Genomic DNA, 16,922 nt, shown 5'->3' with positions numbered 1-16,922 from the left:
CATGAGAAAACTGACCGTCATGCTTGCCACCGTTGCGGGGCTGGCGATTTCCGCCGGGAGCGCGCTGGCCGATTCGACCCTGAAGATGGTCGAAGTCATCACCAGCCCGCCGCGCACCGAATTCCTGAAAAAGCAGATCGCCGAGTTCGAGGCCGCAAATCCCGGCGTCAAGGTCGAGCTGATCTCGCTGCCCTGGGGCCAGGCCTTCGAAAAGTTCCTGACCATGGTGCAGGCCGGCGACACGCCCGATGTGGTCGAGATGCCGGAACGCTGGATGGGCCTCTATGCCAACAATGCCCAGCTCGAGGATCTCGGTCCCTACATGGCCAAATGGGACGACGCCAAGACGCTGGGCGAGCGCGCCAAGCAGTTCGGCTCGACCGTCAACAACACCCAGTTCATGATCCCCTACGGCTACTATGTGAATGCGCTGTTCTGGAACAAGAAGCTGTTCAAGCAAGCCGGCCTCGACGGCCCGCCGGCGACGCTCGACGAGTTCGTCGCCGACTCCAAGAAGATCTCCGCCATTCCGGGCAAATACGGCTACTGCCTGCGCGGCGGACCCGGCGCCTTCAACGGCATGCACATGTTCATGAATATCGCCCAGGGCAAGGGCGGATACTTCAACGAGGACGGCACCTCGACCATCAATGAGGAGGGCTCGGTCAAGGGCCTACAGATGCTTGCCGACATGTACAAGGAAGGCCTGGCGCCGAAGGATGCGGTGAGCTGGGGCTTCAACGAAACCGTCACCGGTTTCTATTCCGGCACGTGCGCCATGCTCAACCAGGATCCGGACGCGCTGCTCGGCATCGCCGACAAGATGAGCGCCGACGACTTCGCCGTGGCACCACTGCCGGTCGGTCCGAGCGGCAAGTCCTATCCGACGCTCGGCTATGCCGGCTGGGCGATGTTCGCCAATTCGCAGCACAAGGACGATGCCTGGAAGCTGATGTCGACGCTTCTGTCGCCCAAGGACAATCTCGAATGGGCCAAGGAAGTCGGCGTGGTGCCGATCCACAACGGCGCCGACCAGGATCCGCATTTCAAGACCGAACAGTTCAAGGGCTGGTTCACCGAGCTCAGCGACACCTCCAAATATGAAATGGTGACGCCGCCGACGCATCTGGAAAACCTCGGCAATTTCGTCGACCAGGTGGCGATCAAGAATTTCCAGGAAGTGCTGCTTGGCCAAAAGACCGCCAAGGACGTCGCCGACCAGTGGGCCGCCTTCCTGACCAAGGAACAGCAGGACTGGCTGGCGAAGAACAAGAAATGATGCCTCCTCCTTCTCCCCGTTTTACGGGGAGAAGGTGTCACGAAGTGACGGATGAGGGGCGGCGCCATACGTCGACAGGTTCGCGCCGCCCTCATCTGCCTGCCTGCATCTTCTCCCCGCCGAACGGGAAGAAGGACGCTGTTTTGCCTCCTGGCACCCATCCTCCACCGTAGAGCCAAATCGATGACCTACGCCGTGTCCGAAATCCGATCCGCCGGCAAGCCGCGACGAAAGCGGCTGTCGCACGCCGCCATCGAGCCCTGGCTCTATCTCAGTCCGGCGATCATCCTGCTGGTCGTGGTGCTTTTGGTGCCGCTGGTCATCGGCATCAGCTATTCCTTCCGCAAATTCTCGGCCTTCAAGTCGGAATATGTCGGGCTTGGCCAGTATCAGGCGATGCTGTCGGACCAGGTGCTGGGCCAGGCGCTGGTCAACACACTGTGGTGGACGGCTGCCAGCCTGTTCTTCCAGTTCTTCCTCGGCCTTGGCCTGGCGCTGCTGCTCGACAAGCCGTTCCGCGGCCGCAAGGCGGTGCAGGCGCTGGTGTTCCTGCCCTGGGCGGTGCCATCCTTCCTATCGGGCCTGACCTGGGCCTGGCTGTTCAATCCGATCATCGGGCCACTGCCGCACTGGTTGTTCGCGCTGGGGCTGAAGGCGGAACCGACCAATGTGCTCTCCGATCCTGCCACGGCGATGTGGGGGCCGATCGTCGCCAATGTCTGGTTCGGCATCCCGTTCTTCGCCATCACGCTGCTGGCGGCGCTGAAGTCCATCCCGTCGGAACTGCACGAGGCGGCGGCGATCGACGGCGCTTCGCCCTGGCAGCGCTTCACCAAGGTGACGCTGCCGTTCCTGGCGCCGACGATTGCCATCACTGTGATGCTGCGCACCATCTGGATCGCCACCTTCGCCGACCTCATCTTCGTCATGACCGAAGGCGGACCGGCCGGCTCGACCAACACGGTACCGGTCTACATCTATGTCAGCGCCTTCAAATCGCTGGACAAGGGCTATGCCTCGGCGGTGGCCGTGCTGCTGCTCGTCCTGCTGATTGCCTATGCGATCGCGCTGATCGGCATCCGCCGCTCCCTGGTGAGGCACGTCTGATGATCGCGGGACGCTCAGCTTCACAACGGATATTCGGCGGCGTCGGTCTTTACGCGGCAATCGCAGCCTATGTGGTCTTCGCCCTGTTCCCGATCTACTGGACGCTGAAGATATCGGTCACGCCGGAACGGCTACTCTATTCCGAAGGCATCACCTTCTGGCCGTCGCACATGACGCTGCAGAACTTCGTCACCGTGCTCGAGGCCACCGATTTCCCGCGCTATTTCCTCAACAGCGTCATCGTCTCGGTGTCGACGGCGGCCTTGGTGACAATCATCGCCACGCTCGCCGGCTACGCCATGTCGCGCTTCACCTTTCGCGGCAAGGCGGCGCTGGCGTTGATGCTGCTTTTGACCCAGACCTTCCCCCTGGTGATGGTCATTCCGCCGATCTACCGCGTGATGGGGCAGATCGGCCTGATCAACAGCCTGACGGGGCTGATCATCATCTACACCGCCTTCAACACCGCCTTCGCCACCTTCCTGATGCAGTCCTTCTTCGACGGCATCCCGAAGGATCTGGAAGAGGCCGCCATGATCGACGGCTGCACGCGTGCGCAGGCGATGCGCAAGGTGATCGTGCCGCTGACGCTGCCCGGCATGGGCGCGACGCTCGGCTTCGTCTTCACCGCCGCCTGGAGCGAGCTTTTGTTCGCACTGATGCTGATCTCCAGCGACGACCAGAAGACCTTCGCCGTCGGCCTGCTCACCTTCATCGGCAAGTTCGCCGTCGACTGGGGGCAGATGATGGCGGCGTCCATCCTGGCGCTGATCCCGGTCTGTATCTTCTTCGCCTTCCTGCAACGCTATCTCGTCACCGGCCTGACCGCCGGCGCCGTCAAAGGATAGATCGATGGCCTCTGTTACGCTCGAAAAAGTCCGCAAGGATTATGGCGCCGTCCGTGTCCTGCACGCGGTCGATCTTGAAATCGCCGACGGCGAGTTCGTCGTCCTGGTCGGGCCGTCCGGCTGCGGCAAGTCCACGCTTTTGCGCATGATCGCCGGGCTGGAGGAGGCTTCAGGCGGCGAGATCCGTATCGGCGAGCGGCTGGTCAATGATGTGGCACCCAAGGACCGCGATATCGCCATGGTGTTCCAGTCCTACGCGCTCTACCCGCATATGGATGTGTCGAAGAACATGGGCTTCAGCCTGCTTCTGAAGAAGGCGCAGAAGTCCACGATCGATGCACGGGTGGATGGCGCAGCCAAGCGGCTCGGGCTCGACACGTTCCTGCAACGCTTGCCGCGGCAATTGTCCGGCGGCCAGCGCCAGCGCGTTGCCATGGGCCGCGCCATCGTGCGCGATCCCAAGGTTTTTCTCTTCGACGAGCCGCTGTCCAACCTGGACGCCAAGCTGCGCGTGCATATGCGTGCCGAAATCAAGGCGCTGCACCAGCAGTTGAAGACCACCTCGGTCTACGTCACCCACGACCAGATCGAAGCGATGACCATGGCCGACCGGATCGTCGTCATGCATGATGGGCTGATCCAGCAGGTCGGCGCGCCGCTCGATCTCTATGATCGGCCGGCCAACATGTTCGTTGCCGGTTTCATCGGTTCCCCGGGCATGAATTTCCTGCCGGCAACCGTGGAGAAGGCCGGAAAGGTGGACGCGGTGCTTTCCGATGGCCAGAAGCTGCGGCTGCCGGATGGCCTGCCGCTCAAGGACGGCGACGCGATCACCATCGGCCTGCGGCCCGAACATATAAGGCTGGCCGATGACGGCGCGCTGCGGGGCGAGGTGGTGGTGGTGGAGCCGCTCGGGCTTTCGACGCAGTTCTACGTCAAACTGGCCAACCAGCAGCTCTGCGTCTTTGCCATGGGGAGGGCCGGCGTGAAGCCCGGCGACACCGTGCGGCTGGCGGCCGATCCGGCGGCGCTGCATCTCTTCGATCCGAAAAGCGGCGACCGCATCGGCTGAAGGAGCTTTTGGGCGGGGTTGAGGGAACCCAGCCCGCAGCTTCGGCAGTCGGTGCGCTGCAATTGCCGGGGGCAGGTACGCTGCTTCACCAGATTTACGAGGCTCCGTCGCTTCGAAAGGAGAAGCGGGGTTTTTCGTGCCGCCAAACCCGCGTATCGTGCGGGCTATTTGTTGCGCTACTTCGGCGGCCGACTTCTCGGGAAAGGCACGATCGTCAGAGGCGACTTCTGAAATTCCGCAGCCGCTATTTCTTCGATCATCACATCTAGCCTGGCGCGGATCCTCTGACTTGTTTCGTCCTCGCCGCACAGGCGGTTTTGTGCGCATTCCAACAGCTCGCGCGCCGCTGCAAAATCGCTTTGCATCGCAACACCCACTAGCCAACCCAACGCCGCATCGTCCTCCCACTTAGTTTAGGGATTACTAATAGATGAATCGGCAATTTAAGGAATAGCGTCTCGTGGTTCAGCCATATTGGCTACCCGACGCGTTATGCTGGCCGTCACTTATCTTAACAAAAACACTGACTTAGATACGAAAACGCCGCCCGATGGGCGGCGTTTTTTGTTCGCAAAGGGAAAACCCAGATTACTTGATCTTGGTTTCCTTGAATTCGACGTGCTTCTTGGCGACCGGGTCGTACTTGCGGAACGACAGCTTGTCGGTCTTGGTACGGCTGTTCTTGCTGGTCACGTAGAAGAAACCGGTGTCGGCGGTCGACAGAAGCTTGATCTTGATGTTTGCGGCTTTGGCCATGGTATCAGTCCGTTTGTTCGTGGGGTTTTGGCCGCTGGAGCACGGGAAAACACCCGGACGCGGGAAACTTGGCGCGACACATAAAGAACGTGGCTGGAAAGTCAAGCCCGGCGGAGCTTTTCCGCCCCACCGGAACTGTCCCATGACCTCAAATCACGCGGTTTCTGTCTCCGGCGCCGCAATCTTTTTCCAGTCCCCGGTGGTGTTCCACCAGCGATTCGGATTGGCACGGTCGTCCAGCCCCTTGGAACGGCTGGCGAGGATCGGCTGGATGCGGATCACCGGCTCCTGGTAGGAATGGGCCTGGAAAATCGCCTCGACGACACGGCTGGCCAATGCCTGGTCGTCGGGCAATTCGAATGACACCTCGACCGTGCCCGGGCGGCGGCGCAATTCGGTCTCGGCGCCGGCCGCGGCCCCTTCGAGCGGCCTGTAACGCTCGATGCCATGCGCCGACTGATAGGCGTTGCGGTCATATTTGCCCATCGCCAGCGGGGCGATCGCAACCACCGCGTCCATGATGCGGTCGATATCCGCCGCCGGTGCCTGGAAGGTCACAAGCAGCAGAAGCGTCATTCGCAGGGATGTGGTTTCAAAGCCGCTGTCGATCATGGGAGTGTCCTCAACTACCGATGTTTTAGGGACACTCTTTTACCGCGCGGCTGCTGACATGGTTCTGTCAGCAGCCTGCCGCGTGCGGGAACAGAATCGCTATCCCCGACGCTACAAAAGGATCTTGCGTACCAGCCTGAAGCAGACCAGGGCGATGTAGGCGCCGAAGAAGAGGCCAAGCGACCAGCCGAAGCCGGAAGGCCCGAAACTGTCCATGCCGATGCCGATCGCCTGTGGGCCAAGCACCATGCCGACACCGTAGCACAGCACGAAGGCCGCGTTGGCCGACGCCAGTTCGTGGCCGGAGAGCTGCGAACCGAGATGGGCGAGGCCGATCGTGTACATGGCCGCGACGACACCGCCCCAGACGAACAAAAGCGCTGCCATCAAGTGCCAGTTCGCCGCAAAGAAGGGCATGAACAGCGTGCCGGCAAGGCCAACCGTGGCGCAGGCGAGCAGCAGATAGCGCCGGTCCGAAACGCGGTCGCTGATCATGCCGATCGGGATCTGCAGGAGCACATTGCCCAACCCGATCATGGTCAGCAGCAATGCGGCGTCGGCTTCGGAATAGCCGATGCGGTTGCCATAGACCGGGAACAGCGCGAAGCCGCCGGTTTCGACCGCGCCGAACACCAGTACGGCAAAAGTCGCGGTCGGCACCAGCCAGATGTAGCGCAGGAAATTGCTGGTTTCGCCATCGGCGACGATGGAGGGGCTTTCGTTGCGCGCGGCCAGCACCGGTATCGCGGCCAGTGTCACCAGAGCGATGATGACGCCGAACGGCCTGAAGCCGGAGCTGCCGAGATGCGCGAACAGCCACGGCCCGGCGGCAAAACCGAGCGACAGGACGGTGGCGTAGATGCCAAGAACAAGGCCGCGCCGGTGCGGCGGTGCCGATGTGCTGATCCAGAATTCCGACAGGATGAACAGCACCGTCAACGCGATATGCAGCACGATGCGCAGCGGGAACCACATCCAGAAATTGGGCGCGAAATGGAAGCCGACGAAGGCCAGCGCGCCGGTGGCGATCATGGCGATCATCGTCCAGGCGACGCCAAAGCGCATGGCGAGCGGCGTCGCCAGCGGCGCGCCGGCGATCGAGGCCAGGCCGGCGACGGCGGTGTTGAGGCCGATCATCGAAGCCGAGTGGCCGCGCGTTTCCAGGATGACGCTGAGCAGTGGCATGCCGAGGCCAATGGCGATGCCGACGACGCTGATCGACGAGATCGCCGCCACCATTGGCAGCCAGTGTACGCGTTCGTCGCCCTGTGGTTGGGTATCGACCGTCATGGGATGCTGAATACTCTGTCTCGTTGATCTTACGCAATTCCGGACGGAAAACCGCGTCACACTCTTCCTGGAATTGCCCTACAGAAGTTCGCGGGTGAAGCGGTTGCGGACAAGCCGGTAGAACGGCACGGGGCCGCCCGGACGCAGCAGCGGATCATGGGCGAGGCGCTTTTCCAGCTCGTCCAGGATCATTCGGGTGATGTCGGGTATGTCGGCTTCCCTAGCCTTGGCAAGCGGCAGCCAGACCAGTTCCTCGAGTTCATTGGTCGGGCCGCCCCCTGGCAGTTCAATGGCGACGTCGCTGCGCCAGGCGCTGAAGAAACGCGTGTCGAAGCGGCGCACCCGGTTTGGCGGAGTGATAGCGCGCGCGATGAAGCGCAGCGTTTCGAGCGAAGGCCTGACGCCGTGCTCGACAAAACCTTGCCAGTCGCGCTTGTCGGAGGCAAAGGCGGCCCTCTCGCCGATGAGCAAACCGGCTTCCTCATAGGTCTCGCGAATTGCCGACAAGGCGACAGCGCGGGCTCGGGCGGCACTGGTGCGGCCGGGGCCCGCGAGCAGCTTCGCTTCCTCGTCGCGATGCAATGCGGTGGCCGTCGCGATGCGGCTGTCGGCCGGATCGGTGCGGCCGCCGGGAAACACGAATTTTCCGGGCATGAAGGCGTGGCCGGCGTGACGGCGCCCCATCAGCACCAGCACCTCATCGCCCTTGCGGTCGAGCAGAATCAGGGTCGCGGCATCGCGCGGACGCAGGGGCCGGCCGCCATGTGCGGCAAGACCCTTGTCGAGCTTGTCGACATCCGCCTTGGTCATTGCTTCCATGCGCAGGGACCTAGCGGAAACTTCTTGCATGCGAAAGTGGCCTTAGCGATTGGCGTGTTGCGCCAGCGGCGCATCAGGCGCCGTGGTGGGAGCTCGCCCCATCCTTTTCGCCACCGAATCCGTGCATATAGAACGCCCATTGCAGTCCGATGACGGCGCCTTTGACAGGCTGCAGCAGGGCAACCGACAAGATGATGGTCAAGGGCACCCAGATGAGGATGTGCTGCCAGGTGGACAGCGTCGATGTCGCTTCGACGCCCATGAAGGCGCCGAGAACGATGTGGCCGACGATGACGATGACCAGGTAGGCCGGTAGGTCGTCGGCGCGATGGTGGTGGATTTCCTCGCCACAGCCGCTGCAGGTCTCGACAGTCTTGGTGAAGCCGCGAAACAACTTGCCTTCGCCGCAGTTCGGGCAGCGGCCCAAAAGGCCGCGCTTCATCGCCGTCCACAAGGGGCGGGCAACCCGGCCCGTGTGATGTTCACCGCCGAAAACCTGTTCTTGTATCCCTAATTCCTTTGGCATTATCGTCTCCTGCCGCGCGAACCTGGTCGCGATTGCGACGCACGGGCGCGGCCCTTGGCCTTGTGGAACGACCTGGTGGAGCCTGGCAGGGGCTTCGGGTCGGTCAGCATCTCGAAGCGCATGGCGCCGGCCATCGGTGCCACCTCGACGAGCCGGACCTCGACATGGTCCGCGAGTTGGTAGCCTTTGCCCGTGCGTTCTCCGAAGAGCGAGCGAGCGGTTTCGTCGTATATATAGTAATCGCCGCCCAGAGTTGACACGGGGATGAAGCCATCGGCGCCATATTGCGGCAATTGGACAAATAGTCCTGATTTGGTGACGCCGGAGATGCGGGCGTCGAACCGGTCGTCGATGCGTTCGGCGAGATAGGCTGCAATCAGCCGGTCGACCGTGTCGCGCTCGGCCGCCATGGCACGCCGTTCCGTGCCGGAGATCAGGATCGCAACGTCTTCGAGACGAGCTGCTTCGTCCTGTGTCAGTCCTCCCGGACCGAGGCCGAGTGCGGCAATAAGCCCGCGATGCACGATCAGATCGGCATAGCGGCGGATCGGCGAGGTAAAATGGGCGTAGCGCCTCAGGTTGAGGCCGAAATGGCCGATATTCCCGGGCGAATATTCGGCCTGGCTCTGTGAGCGCAGCACCACTTCGTTGACCAGTGCCTCATTGTCGGCGCCGCGCACGCGCTCGAGAATGCCGTTGAACTGGCTGGGCCGCATCTGCGCGCCGCGCGCCAGCGACAGGCCGAGCGTCTGCAGGAATTCGCGCAGCGATTCCTGCTTGGCGAGCGACGGCGCGTCGTGCACGCGGTAGACCAGCGCCTGCTTCTTCGCCTCCAGCGTCTCTGCGGCGGCGACATTGGCCTGGATCATGAATTCTTCGATGAGCTTATGGGCATCGAGGCGTTCCGGCACGATGACACGGTCGACCGTGCCATCCGGCTTGAGCATGATCTTACGCTCCGGCAGGTCGAGTTCGAGCGGCTGACGGCCGGCGCGACCGCGCTTGAGGATCGCATAGGCATCCCAGAGCGGCTTCAGCACCGTGTCGAGGATCGGACCGGTCTTGTCGTCGGGCACGCCGTCGATAGCCGCCTGCGCCTGCGGATAGGCGAGCTTCGCCGCCGATTTCATCATCACGCGGTGGAAGGAGTGCCGGATCTTGTGGCCGTCGGCGGAGAAGGTCATGCGCACGGCCAGCGCCGGGCGATCCTGGCCCTCGCGCAGCGAACAGAGGTCGTTCGAGATGCGCTCGGGCAGCATCGGCACGACGCGATCCGGGAAATAGACCGAATTGCCGCGCTTCAAGGCCTCGCGGTCCAGCGCCGTGCCATAGCGGACATAGGCTGCGACGTCGGCGATCGCCACGGTGGCGATCACGCCGCCCGGGTTTTTTTCGTCGGGATCGGGCGTCGCGAAGACCGCGTCGTCATGGTCCTTCGCGTCGGCCGGATCGATGGTGATCAGTGGCAGGTCGCGCCAGTCCTCACGGTGATCCAGCGTCGCCGGCTTGACGGCTTCGGATTCGGCGATGACATCGGCCGGGAAGATGTGCGGGATGTCGTGGGCGTGGATGGCGATCATTGAGACCGCTTTTTCGCTGGTCAGCGAGCCGAGCACATTGAGCACCTTGGCTCTCGGCAGCCCGTAGCGGGAAGCCCGCGCCGGCTCGACCTCGACCAGGTCGCCATTCTCAGCGCCGTTCTGGAATTCCTTGTCGACGATCAGTTCGGGCTGGCGCCGTTCCACCGGTTCGATGCGGAAGGTGCCGTCCTTAAGCACGCGGAAGACGCCGAGGACGGCATCGGTGCGCTTCTCGAAGATCTTCATGACCCGGCCGGTGTAGGCGGGGCCGGACGGATCATCGGTCGGGAAGGTCTTGGCCAGCACCCGGTCGCCAATGCCTGGCGCCGGACCGTTGCCACTGCGCGAAACGCGGATCGAGACGACAGGTGGCTCGCCGGTGGTTACGGACTCCGCCGGGTGGGCCAGCAAAATGCCGTCGCCGTCACGGCCAAAGATGTCGAGCACGGCGACATGGGGCAGGGCGCCGACGCGGGCCAGCCGCTTGCGCTCCTTGGTGAGCACGCCTTCATCCTGCAAGTCGCGCAAAATATCTTTCAGCCAGATGCGGTCGTCGCCACGCAGCGCGAAAGCCTTGGCGATGTCGCGTTTTCCGGCACGATCGGGATTTTCGGCGATATAGCGCAGGATTTCGTCGCGCGAAGGCCGGTAGTCGTCCTTGACCTTGGCCCTCGTATCGGCGGTGCGCGGATCGCCGTGGCTCCGTCCGGTGATCCTGCGCGCCACGCCGTCCTACCCTTTTTTCTTCGCCGCCGGCTTCTTGGCGGCTGTTTTCTTGGCTGTGGGCGCCTTGGCGGCTGCCGCCTTGCGGAACGGCTTCTTGCCGCCGCCGCCCTTTGCTTCCTTCTCGGCAATCAGCGCCAACGCATCCTCGATGGTCACCGATTGCGGATCCTTGCCCTTGGGCAGCGTGGCGTTGACCTTGCCGAAATTGACGTAAGGCCCGTATTTGCCGTCGCGCACGACGATCTTGCCGCCACCGTCCGGATGGTCGCCAAGCTCCTTCAGGGCCGCCGGCGTGCCGCCATTACGGCCGCCCTTGCCCTTCGACTGCTTCTCGGCAATCACCGTGACGGCGCGGTTGAGGCCGATCGAGAACACATCCTCGATGCTGTCGAGATTGGCATAGGTGCCATCATGCAGCACGAACGGGCCGTAGCGGCCGAGCCCGGCCGAGATCATCTTGGACGTTTCAGGATGCTTGCCGATATCGCGCGGCAGCGCCAGCAACGCCAATGCTTTCTCATGGTCGATGGTCTCGGGCGTCCAACCCTTGGGCAGGCTCGAGCGCTTGGCGTCCTTACCGTCGCCGCGCTGGAGGTAGGGGCCGAAGCGACCCGAGCGCAGGGTGATTTCCTCGGCCGTGTAGGGATCCTTGCCGAGCACCTTGGTGCCGTCATCCCCGCCGCCATTCTCGCCATTCGGATTGGCGGCGTCGCCGAGCTGGCGGGTGAAGGAGCATTCGGGATAGTTCGAGCAGCCGACGAAGGCGCCGAACTTGCCGAGCTTCAGCGAGAGGTTGCCGGTGCCGCATTTCGGGCAGATGCGCGGGTTCGAGCCGTCTTCGCGCGCGGGGAACACCAGCGGCGCCAGTTCCTCGTTCAGTGCATCGAGCACGTCGGTGACGCGCAGTTCCTTGATGTCGGCGACGGCGCCGGAAAAATCCTTCCAGAAATCGCGCAGCACGTCCTTCCAGGCGAGCTTGCCGTCGGAAATCTCGTCGAGCTTTTCCTCCAGCGATGCGGTGAAGTCATATTCAACGTAGCGCTCGAAGAAGCTTTCGAGGAAAGCGGACAACAGGCGGCCCTTGGCCTGCGGCACCAGCCGGCGCTTGTCGATCGTGACATAGTCGCGGTCCTCGAGCGTCTTCAGGATTGCCGTATAGGTCGAAGGCCGGCCGATGCCGAGTTCTTCCAGCTTCTTGATCAGCGTGGCCTCGGAATAGCGCGGCGGCGGCTCGGTCGTGTGCTGGGTGGCGTTGATCGCCTGGCGGGCAAGCTGCTCGCCGGCGCGGATTTCCGGCAGACGGCGGTTTTCCTCGTCCTCCGCGTCGTCGTCCTTCTGATCGGTGTAGGCGGCGATGAAGCCGTCGAAGCGAACGACCGAACCGACAGCGCGAAGCTCGGCGGTGCGTGCACCGTTGACCGCCTCGATCTCGACTGTCGTGCGCTCGATCTCGGCCGGCTGCATCTGGCTGGCGATGGCGCGCTTCCAGATCAGCTCATAGAGCCGCATCTGGTCGGAATCGAGATATTGCCGAACCGATGCCGGGGTGCGCATGAAATCCGTCGGACGGATTGCCTCGTGCGCTTCCTGGGCATTCTTGGCCTTGGTCGTGTAGAAACGCGGCTTTTCCGGCAGATATTTCGGGCCGAATTCCTTGGCAATGGCGTCGCGGGCAGCGTCGATCGCCTCGGGCGCCATCTGGACGCCGTCGGTTCGCATATAGGTGATCAGGCCGGTCGTTTCGCCGCCGATCTCCATGCCTTCATAGAGCCGTTGCGCCACCTGCATGGTGCGGGTGGCGGAGAAACCGAGGCCCGATGAAGCGGCCTGCTGCAGCGTCGATGTGGTGAAGGGCGGGCCAGGGTTGCGCTTGGTCGGCTTGGCTTCCACCGACAACGCCTTGAAGGTCGCGCCCTCGAGCATCGCCTTGATGTCGTCGGCCTGCGCTTTGTTGGCAATGTCGAGCTTTTGCAGCTTCTTGCGCTCGAAGGCGGTCAGCCGCGCTTCGAAAGTCTCGTTTCGCGGCGTGCCGAGGATGGCGGCGATCTGCCAATATTCCTCGCGGATGAAGCGTTCGATCTCGGATTCACGGTCGCAGACTAGGCGCAAGGCCACGGACTGGACGCGGCCGGCCGAGCGGGCGCCGGGCAGTTTGCGCCACAGCACCGGCGACAGGGTGAAGCCGACGAGATAGTCCAGCGCCCGGCGGGCAAGATAGGCATCGACCAGCGGCGCGTCGATCTGGCGCGGATTGGCCATGGCCTCCAGCACCGACGATTTGGTGATGGCGTTGAAGACGACGCGGCTGACCGGCTTGTCCTTCAGCGCACGCTTCTGCTTCAACACTTCCAGCACATGCCAGGAAATGGCCTCGCCTTCGCGATCCGGGTCGGTGGCGAGGATCAGGCCGTCGGCATCCTTGACCGCCTTGGCGATGTCGGCGAGCCGCTTGCCCGAGGCGGTGTCGACCGCCCAGGACATGGCGAAGTCTTCATCCGGGCGCACCGAGCCGTCCTTGGCCGGCAAATCGCGGACATGGCCGAACGAGGCCAGAACCTTATAGTTCTTGCCGAGGTATTTGTTGATTGTCTTCGCCTTGGCCGGCGATTCGACGACGACGACGTCCATGAGGTCTCATATCAGCTGTGATGCGGCAGAAGAATTCCGCTGCGCGCGACGAAATCTCGTTCTATTTGCCGCTCACATGGCCGCGCTTTTGCATCCGGTCAAGGGGAAGCGCCCAAATTGCGGAGCTGTCCGCAGCAATACACTCTTAGAGTGTATGGAGAAAATCACAGATTTTGGCTTGGAGGGATGACGTCCCCCGCTCGGTGCAAACGGCCCGATTCATTTTTCGCCGAGTCGCGGAGAAGGTGGCTTGCGTACGATGCCGGGACGACGAGGGGAAGGCGGCCTGACGCTGGCCGCCGGCTGCATGGAGGAATGCCCGGCGACCAGCCTTGTCCCGCCGGCAGGCGGGCAATGGTATCGAGGATCAATCGGCTTTGGCGGTATGCCAGACGCCAGCGACGCCATCGCCGCTCACATCTCCGGCTTTCTTGTCCTTGATGAATGTGTAAAGCGGCTTCCCGTCATAGGCCCACATCTTGGTGCCGTCGGTACGGTCGACGATTGTCCATCCTTCCGAAGTCTTCGCGTCGGCCTCCGCCTTCAGCGGTGGCCAGTTGGCGGCACATTTGTCGTAGCAGTTCGACTTGCCTTTCTCATCCTTGTCATAGGTATAGAGCGTCATACCCTTGGCATCGGTGAAGATCTTGGTGCCGCCTACATCGGCCTCCTTCCAGGCGTCGGCGGCAAAGGATGCGGCGGTGCTGAGAAGCAGCGCGGCCAGCCCTATGGTTATGGTTTTCATGGAAATCTCCCTGGCTGATATTGGAGACGCGCGGGAAATCGCGGCCTCTTTGATATCAACGTCGCATGCCGGCGCTTTCGTCCCCATGTCCGTATGCCGCTGAATTTCCACACAATGGTGATTGGCAGACATGCCCGGCCGTCGCTATATCCGCCGGGGAGCGTTTGGAGTTTTGGAATGGCATTGGACATCGGCTATGTCAGCGCCGTCGGGGCGGGAGCCATCTCGTTCCTGTCGCCTTGCGTGCTGCCGCTGGTGCCGCCCTATCTCTGCTACATGGCAGGCGTGTCGGTCGACGATTTTCGCGGCAATGCCGGTGTCACGGCCCGCGAAGGCACACGCGGCGCGCTGCTCTATTCCTCGATCGCCTTCGTGCTCGGCTTCTCGACGGTGTTCGTGGCACTCGGCGCCGGCGCCTCGACCATCGGCCGGCTGTTGCGCGTCTGGCAGGAGCCGCTGGCGATGGGCGCTGGCGTGCTGATCATCCTTATGGGCCTGAATTTCCTCGGCATATTGCGCATTCCGCTGCTGTTGCGCGAGGCGCGCTTCCAGTCGCAAGGCAAGCCGGCCAGTGCCGTCGCCGCCTATGTCATGGGGCTGGCCTTCGCCTTCGGCTGGACGCCCTGTATCGGTCCGGTGCTGGGGCCGATCCTAACGCTGGCCGGCGGACGCGAAACGGTGGGCGAGGGCGCGCTGCTGCTCGCCGCATATTCGCTCGGGCTGGGCATCCCCTTCCTGATCGCGGCGCTATTTTCCGGCGCCTTCATGCGCTTCCTCGGCAAATTCCGCGTCCATCTCGGCCGCGTCGAAAAGGCGATCGGCGCGCTGCTGGTGGTCGCCGGCGTGTTTTTCCTCACCGGCGGCGTGCAGACCGTGTCCTACTGGCTGCTGGAGAATTTCCCGGTGCTGGGCCGGCTGGGGTAGATCGCCAATGCCGCTATTGCTGTTAGGATCGAGCTGTGGACTAGCTGATTAAGAGTCGGCGACTCCGTCATCTCACCGGAATTTAACCGCATTGGTGCAGCATGGCGCCACTGCTATCCTGTGTTGATTCCCAACCCTTTTCCTATGGTTGTTCGCCTATGAGCCAGAGATCCTGCCTGTCCGTCATTCTCGCCGCCGGCGAAGGCACGCGCATGAAGAGCGCGCTGCCGAAGGTGCTGCACCAGATCGCAGGCCTGCCGATGGTCGCCCATGTGGTCAAGGCGGCCGACGCCGCAGGTGCCAGTAGCGATGCGATCGTCATCGGCCATGGTGCGGAAGAGATGCGCAAGGCGGTGGCGAAGTTCTCGCCCAAGGCCGAAACCTTCGTGCAGGAAGAGCGCTTGGGTACGGCGCATGCTGTTCTTGCCGCACGTGAAGCGATATCAAGGGGTTATGACGACATCCTGGTGATGTTCGGCGACACGCCGCTGATCGATGCGGAAGCGCTGAACTTGGCGCGGCTGAAACTCGCCGAAGGCGCGGCCGTCGCGGTGATCGGCTTCCGTCCGCCTCTTCCAAACGGCTACGGCCGGCTGGTCGAAAAAGGTGGCAAACTGATTGCCATCCGCGAGGAAAAGGACTGTTCCGAGGCGGAAAAGAAGATCGGTTTTTGCAATGCCGGCATGATGGCGGTGGCCGGCGCCCATGCGCTGAAACTGCTCGACGCGGTAGGCAACAAGAACGCCAAGGGCGAATATTATCTCACCGACATCGTCGAGATCGCCGGTGCGCAGGGCCTTGATGTCGTCGCCACCGAGGCCAGTTTCGAGAATGCGCTCGGCATCAACAACCGCGCCGAACTGGCCCAGGCCGAAGGCATCTGGCAGGCGCGCCGCCGTCAGGAGGCGATGCTGTCGGGCGTGACGCTGATCGCGCCGGAGACCGTGTATTTCTCGCACGACACCGAGATCGGCGCCGACACCATCGTCGAGCCGAATGTCTGGTTCGGCCCGGGCGTGAAGATCGCCGGCGGCGCCAAGATCCATGCCTTCAGCCATATCGAAGGCGCAACCATTGCCGCGAACTGCGATGTCGGTCCGTTCGCGCGGTTGCGGCCGGGAGCCGATCTTCGGAACAAAGCCAAGGTCGGCAATTTCTGCGAGGTCAAGCAGGCTGTCATCGAGGAGGGCGCCAAGGTCAACCATCTGACCTATATCGGCGATGCCCGCGTCGGCGCGGGCGCCAATATCGGCGCCGGCACCATTACCTGCAATTATGACGGCTATTCGAAATTCTTCACCGATATCGGCGAGGGCGCCTTCGTCGGCTCGAACTCCTCGCTGGTGGCGCCTGTTTCGATCGGCAAGGGCGGCTACATTGCCTCGGGCAGCGTCATCACCGAAAGCGTGCCCGACGACGCGCTGGCCTTCGGCCGCGCCCGCCAGAAGACGATCCCCGGAAAGGGCAAGGAATTGCGCGAGCGCTTTGCCTCGGCCGCGGCGGCGAAGAAGAAGGCGGCTGGCGCCGATCACTAGTCTGGCGGTCAGCCGGCGGCTTTACTTCCGCCGAAGCAATCGAAAAACCGACCAATTGCAGTAACCGGATTGCAAGAGCGGTCTGGCATGGTGCATGCGTGGAGAAACGTCCGTTACACCGGACGAAATGCAATGTGACTTTCGCGGTAGGCCGGCCATCCCTAAATAGCGCTGGTTTTCCACGGGGAATCGGGGGCTGTCTGCATGTGCGGTATCGTTGGAATCGTCGGCCATTCGCAGGTTGCGCCGCTCATCGTCGATGCGCTGAAGCGGCTGGAATATCGCGGCTATGACTCGGCCGGTGTGGCCACCATCGAACATGGCAAGCTCGCCCGCCGCCGCGCCGAAGGCAAGCTGATCAACCTCGAACGCCGGCTCAAGGAGGAGCCGCTCGACGGCACGATCGGCATCGGCCACACACGCTGGGCCACCCATGGCGTGCCCAACGAGACCAATGCGCATCCGCATTTTTCCG

The 16,922-nt window shown here is 62.9% G+C and carries 14 protein-coding genes and 1 pseudogene; 7 read left to right on the top strand and 8 right to left on the bottom strand.

The genetic code is table 11. From position 1 onward, the window contains the following. The first annotated feature begins 1 nt into the window (after window position 1). The 4 genes from AB4Z43_RS00075 to AB4Z43_RS00060 all read left to right on the top strand — a co-directional run bounded on the left by AB4Z43_RS00075 (window position 2) and on the right by AB4Z43_RS00060 (window position 4,306). Window positions 2-1,279, top strand: a complete 1,278-nt coding sequence (locus tag AB4Z43_RS00075; protein WP_064984266.1) for an ABC transporter substrate-binding protein — start codon at window positions 2-4, stop codon at window positions 1,277-1,279. 183 nt (window positions 1,280-1,462) lie between these two features. Further along, window positions 1,463-2,386: a carbohydrate ABC transporter permease gene (locus AB4Z43_RS00070; protein WP_019858392.1), complete on the top strand. Its 924-nt coding sequence runs from the start codon at window positions 1,463-1,465 to the stop codon at window positions 2,384-2,386. Next, complete coding sequence (locus AB4Z43_RS00065; RefSeq protein WP_441935295.1) at window positions 2,386-3,234, top strand: carbohydrate ABC transporter permease; 849 nt, start codon at window positions 2,386-2,388, stop codon at window positions 3,232-3,234. Before AB4Z43_RS00070 ends, AB4Z43_RS00065 begins: the two co-directional genes overlap by 1 nt. A 4-nt stretch (window positions 3,235-3,238) precedes the next feature. Beyond that, on the top strand, window positions 3,239-4,306 hold the full coding sequence (locus AB4Z43_RS00060) for an ABC transporter ATP-binding protein (protein ID WP_019858390.1): 1,068 nt from the start codon (window positions 3,239-3,241) through the stop codon (window positions 4,304-4,306). Window positions 4,307-4,894: 588 nt separating this feature from the next. Here the strand turns inward: AB4Z43_RS00060 and rpmG are convergent. From rpmG to AB4Z43_RS00020, 8 genes are all read right to left on the bottom strand, one after another. Next, a complete protein-coding gene (gene rpmG / locus AB4Z43_RS00055) occupies window positions 4,895-5,062 on the bottom strand; it encodes a 50S ribosomal protein L33 (RefSeq protein ID WP_006201775.1) in 168 nt (55 codons plus the stop codon). 153 nt (window positions 5,063-5,215) lie between these two features. Next, window positions 5,216-5,674 (bottom strand): hypothetical protein, encoded by a 459-nt coding sequence (locus tag AB4Z43_RS00050; protein ID WP_019858388.1) that lies wholly within the window; start codon window positions 5,672-5,674, stop codon window positions 5,216-5,218. Between the two features lie 111 nt (window positions 5,675-5,785). After that, on the bottom strand, window positions 5,786-6,964 hold the full coding sequence (locus AB4Z43_RS00045) for an MFS transporter (RefSeq protein ID WP_010909702.1): 1,179 nt from the start codon (window positions 6,962-6,964) through the stop codon (window positions 5,786-5,788). Between the two features lie 78 nt (window positions 6,965-7,042). After that, window positions 7,043-7,783: an NUDIX hydrolase gene (locus AB4Z43_RS00040; protein WP_069092255.1), complete on the bottom strand. Its 741-nt coding sequence runs from the start codon at window positions 7,781-7,783 to the stop codon at window positions 7,043-7,045. Window positions 7,784-7,856: 73 nt separating this feature from the next. Beyond that, the gene (locus tag AB4Z43_RS00035; protein ID WP_069092254.1) at window positions 7,857-8,309 is read right to left on the bottom strand and encodes a DUF983 domain-containing protein; all 453 of its coding nucleotides are present in this window, start codon (window positions 8,307-8,309) and stop codon (window positions 7,857-7,859) included. Further along, window positions 8,309-10,615: a ribonuclease R gene (gene rnr / locus AB4Z43_RS00030; protein WP_069092253.1), complete on the bottom strand. Its 2,307-nt coding sequence runs from the start codon at window positions 10,613-10,615 to the stop codon at window positions 8,309-8,311. Before rnr ends, AB4Z43_RS00035 begins: the two co-directional genes overlap by 1 nt. A gap of 6 nt (window positions 10,616-10,621) precedes the next feature. Then, a complete protein-coding gene (gene topA / locus AB4Z43_RS00025) occupies window positions 10,622-13,243 on the bottom strand; it encodes a type I DNA topoisomerase (RefSeq protein WP_441935294.1) in 2,622 nt (873 codons plus the stop codon). Between the two features lie 367 nt (window positions 13,244-13,610). Further along, window positions 13,611-13,988, bottom strand: coding sequence for a COG4315 family predicted lipoprotein (locus tag AB4Z43_RS00020; RefSeq protein WP_441935293.1), 378 nt, complete (start codon window positions 13,986-13,988; stop codon window positions 13,611-13,613). A gap of 177 nt (window positions 13,989-14,165) precedes the next feature. Here AB4Z43_RS00020 and AB4Z43_RS00015 point away from each other — a divergent pair, with 177 nt between their 5' ends. The 3 genes and pseudogenes from AB4Z43_RS00015 to AB4Z43_RS00005 form a co-directional block, all read left to right on the top strand. Then, window positions 14,166-14,912, top strand: coding sequence for a cytochrome c biogenesis CcdA family protein (locus AB4Z43_RS00015; protein WP_441935292.1), 747 nt, complete (start codon window positions 14,166-14,168; stop codon window positions 14,910-14,912). Window positions 14,913-15,070: 158 nt separating this feature from the next. Continuing rightward, complete coding sequence (gene glmU, locus AB4Z43_RS00010; RefSeq protein WP_069092252.1) at window positions 15,071-16,447, top strand: bifunctional UDP-N-acetylglucosamine diphosphorylase/glucosamine-1-phosphate N-acetyltransferase GlmU; 1,377 nt, start codon at window positions 15,071-15,073, stop codon at window positions 16,445-16,447. A 204-nt stretch (window positions 16,448-16,651) separates the two neighbouring features. Continuing rightward, a pseudogene (locus AB4Z43_RS00005) lies at window positions 16,652-16,922 on the top strand (glutamine--fructose-6-phosphate transaminase (isomerizing)); the annotation flags it as partial.

Origin of the sequence: Mesorhizobium sp. 2RAF45 (assembly GCF_052115225.1) — a bacterium.
In the GTDB taxonomy this organism is placed as follows: Bacteria; Pseudomonadota; Alphaproteobacteria; order Rhizobiales; family Rhizobiaceae; genus Mesorhizobium; species Mesorhizobium jarvisii.
The sequence above is the reverse complement of the archived record's forward strand: the minus strand, read 5'-3'. Positions and strand labels throughout refer to the sequence as shown.

Coding starts and splice junctions, on each gene's coding strand:
- AB4Z43_RS00075 (WP_064984266.1), top strand. CDS start 2: ATGAGAAAACTGACCGTCATGCTTGCCACCGTTGCGGGGCTGGCGATT.
- AB4Z43_RS00070 (WP_019858392.1), top strand. CDS start 1,463: ATGACCTACGCCGTGTCCGAAATCCGATCCGCCGGCAAGCCGCGACGA.
- AB4Z43_RS00065 (WP_441935295.1), top strand. CDS start 2,386: ATGATCGCGGGACGCTCAGCTTCACAACGGATATTCGGCGGCGTCGGT.
- AB4Z43_RS00060 (WP_019858390.1), top strand. CDS start 3,239: ATGGCCTCTGTTACGCTCGAAAAAGTCCGCAAGGATTATGGCGCCGTC.
- rpmG (WP_006201775.1), bottom strand. CDS start 5,062: ATGGCCAAAGCCGCAAACATCAAGATCAAGCTTCTGTCGACCGCCGAC.
- AB4Z43_RS00050 (WP_019858388.1), bottom strand. CDS start 5,674: ATGATCGACAGCGGCTTTGAAACCACATCCCTGCGAATGACGCTTCTG.
- AB4Z43_RS00045 (WP_010909702.1), bottom strand. CDS start 6,964: ATGACGGTCGATACCCAACCACAGGGCGACGAACGCGTACACTGGCTG.
- AB4Z43_RS00040 (WP_069092255.1), bottom strand. CDS start 7,783: ATGGAAGCAATGACCAAGGCGGATGTCGACAAGCTCGACAAGGGTCTT.
- AB4Z43_RS00035 (WP_069092254.1), bottom strand. CDS start 8,309: ATGCCAAAGGAATTAGGGATACAAGAACAGGTTTTCGGCGGTGAACAT.
- topA (WP_441935294.1), bottom strand. CDS start 13,243: ATGGACGTCGTCGTCGTCGAATCGCCGGCCAAGGCGAAGACAATCAAC.
- AB4Z43_RS00020 (WP_441935293.1), bottom strand. CDS start 13,988: ATGAAAACCATAACCATAGGGCTGGCCGCGCTGCTTCTCAGCACCGCC.
- AB4Z43_RS00015 (WP_441935292.1), top strand. CDS start 14,166: ATGGCATTGGACATCGGCTATGTCAGCGCCGTCGGGGCGGGAGCCATC.
- glmU (WP_069092252.1), top strand. CDS start 15,071: ATGAGCCAGAGATCCTGCCTGTCCGTCATTCTCGCCGCCGGCGAAGGC.